Source organism: Psychrobacter sp. (genome assembly GCF_035469765.1).
GTDB lineage: Bacteria > Pseudomonadota > Gammaproteobacteria > Pseudomonadales > Moraxellaceae > Psychrobacter.
This window is the reverse complement of record NZ_DATIRM010000292.1, coordinates 1-2,808: the sequence shown is the minus strand read 5'-3', so window position 1 is coordinate 2,808 and position 2,808 is coordinate 1. Positions and strand designations below refer to the sequence as shown.

Sequence of the window (2,808 nt, the reverse complement as noted above, 5' to 3'; positions counted from 1 at the left end):
AAAAAAGCCAACATACCGTCACGGTACATTGGCTTTTTTATAGTCAGTATCAGTAGAAGGTGAAGCCTTTAAAACTAATACTTATTCATTCAGTGCCGTCAAAGTCTGCTCAAACTCTGCACGACCAATCTCGCCTACTTGCTTTTGTAGCAGTTGACCGTCTTTATAATATAGTAGTGTTGGTGGACCAAACAGTTGATACCGCGCTAAAATTGCTTTGGAATCCGCTGTAGTTTCCGTAATATCCAGTCGTACTAACTGCCAATTTTGCATTTGCGCTGGACGATTGGTAAATAAGTTCTTATCCATAATACGGCATTCGATACACCAATCAGCGGTTAAATCGACCAACACCTTAGGATTAGCCGCAGTGATGGCGTCCAATTCTGCCAACGTTGTGATGTGCTTATCTGAGGTATTTGAGGCACTGTTTTGACCATCAACAGACTGCACTAGCATGGGAGCCGTGCTCAATGAAGCTAAAGGATGTAAACTGTCATCATTGCCGAGTGCAGCGCCAATAACCAAGGTAGCGGCCCAAATACCGGCAATCAAACCGATGGCTTGCGACAGCATCCTGCCTTTGCCAAGCCAGCTCCATGCCCATGTCGCTACTACCATAAACCATAGTGCCCATACCAACAGCATCAGCGGTGATATAAAGACACGCTCTATCAATAGTAACGCCACGGCAAATAATAGTAAGGCAAAACCTTGCTTGACCCAGTTCATCCACGCGCCCGCTTTTGGCATAATTTTGCCTTGCGTAGCACCAATCAAAATCAGCGGCGCTGACAAGCCAAAGCCGAGCATAAACAATGCAGCAAAGCCCAATAGCGGATTGCCAATCGTTGAGACAGCAAGTAATGCCCCAAATAATGGCGCCGACACACAAGGCGATACCACCAACGCCGATAAAAATCCCGCCGCTAAACTGCCACCAGCACTACCAAGTTTACTATCGCCTGCTTGACTTAAACCTTGCATCTTACTGCTGATAAAATGCGGCAGACGAATGGTAAATACTTCCAGCATATAAAGGGCTAATAAGACAAATATGACTGCAAAACTGATGAGGATAATTGGATTTTGTAGCCAACCGATAATACCAAGTGATTCGCCAAATATCGCAATCACAGCACCGAGTATGCCGTATGCAATCGATACCCCTATCGCATAACTGGTCGTTAAAATGACGCCCTTTTTGACCGTTGGATTTTGCTGACGGGCAACGATGTTAGCGACGATGGGCAGCATCGGTAATACGCATGGCGTAAGCGCTAAGCCAAGCCCTGCCAAAAATAATAACCCTAATGCCAACCAAGGATGCTTGGCTAAGCCAAACGGATCACTATCAGATGCATTATCAGCGGCAGCTAGCGTGTCATTTGTTTCTGTATTACCCGTAAGCGGCGTATCAGCGCCAGAAATGCTATTGGCAGCACTCAGCTCTCCCTCTAACGCGCCATCATCTAACAAGGCATAATCAATGACGTCATCTTCTGCAAGCGCTTGCTCTGCTTCAGAACTTAGTACATCACTGCTCTCTATATTTGGGGTATTTGGCACTTCTGATATCGCGACAGCAGCAGCGTCTTGACTAGCAGCACCTTTAGCAACACTACTTGTCGTATTGACCACCGCTTGCGGCGAATTTGCAGCGATATTAATGCTGGTTTTTATTTTCTCAGGTGGATAGCAAAGTCCAGCTTTAGCGCACCCTTGCCAACCAATCACGACCGCTGCGTTATCGACGCTTTTGCCATTGCTGCTGGTTAAAGTGGTGGTTGCAACCATATTTTTTTGATCAAATACCGGCACTTTACCAAAAGTTGGATCATCAATTAAAACAGGCTTTTGACTAAAGGTAAAAGGTGTCGCCGTAACGCCAGCAGGTAAAGTAAGTTTAAGCTGATTTTTATAAACATAATGCTCTGGAGTGATATCAAAATTAACGGATAACTGAGTCCCAGATTTCGCCGATTTACTGCTACTAGTGACCTGAAAAGCTTTGTCCACTGATAAAAACTTCGCCTGCCCAGCGCTTTGATTACTACTAAACAGATCGCCCAAACCTGCCGCCTGCGTCGTCATCGTTGTCGTGCTCAGTCCTACTACTAATGAGCTAGTGGCAATGGTCAACGCCAATAGATACGACTTCTTTTTAGCATTATTTGTCGTTGACGACTGCTCATTTATGAATAATTTTTTAGCTGACGAGATGCTTTTTGCTGTCTTAATGGACATGAAGAGCTACCTATTTATAACGAATCTGTAAATTAATCTACTCGTTATCTGTTGATTTCTAACGTTTAGCTGCGATGTTGAGCGTGGTTTTAATTTTCTCTGGCGGATAGCATAGACCTGCTTTAGCACAGCCTTGCCACCCAATCATAATGGGCACATTCTTGGCCGCTTTGCCATTTTTAGTTGTCAGCATGGTGGTTGCTACGATGGTTTTTTGGGTAAATACGGGCACCTTACCAAAGGTTGGATCATCAATAGAAACTGGCGCGTGGCTAAAGGTAAATGGCGCCGCGCTGATACCTTTTGGGAAGCTGACTGTCAGCTTGTCTTTATAGACGTAATGACCCGGCGTGATATCAAAAGCGATTGATAACTGTGTGCTTTTACTAGTCGCTTTACTACTGCTAGTGACTTGAAACGCCTTGTCTACTGGCAAAAATTTTGACTGCCCAGCGCTATTACTACTAAATAATTCGCCCAAACCTGCCGCCTGAGTGCTGATAGATGTCATTGATACAGCCGCCATCAAGGCGGTGGTTACTATGACAAGCGCATAAGGCT

The 2,808-nt window shown here is 45.0% G+C and carries 2 protein-coding genes; both read right to left on the bottom strand.

Annotated elements, in window-relative coordinates; genetic code table 11:
* Window positions 1–81: 81 nt before the first annotated feature.
* Entirely contained in the window at window positions 82–2,247 is a 2,166-nt protein-coding gene (dsbD, locus tag VLN09_RS08245) for a protein-disulfide reductase DsbD (protein WP_325245447.1), read from the bottom strand.
* A 58-nt stretch (window positions 2,248–2,305) separates the two neighbouring features.
* On the bottom strand, window positions 2,306–2,808 hold a 503-nt coding region (locus tag VLN09_RS08240), incomplete at its 5' end, for a protein-disulfide reductase DsbD N-terminal domain-containing protein (RefSeq protein WP_325245445.1).

What these genes read in the sequence shown, in the direction of transcription:
- dsbD (WP_325245447.1), bottom strand. Translation starts at nt 2,247, where the DNA reads ATGTCCATTAAGACAGCAAAAAGCATCTCGTCAGCTAAAAAATTATTC.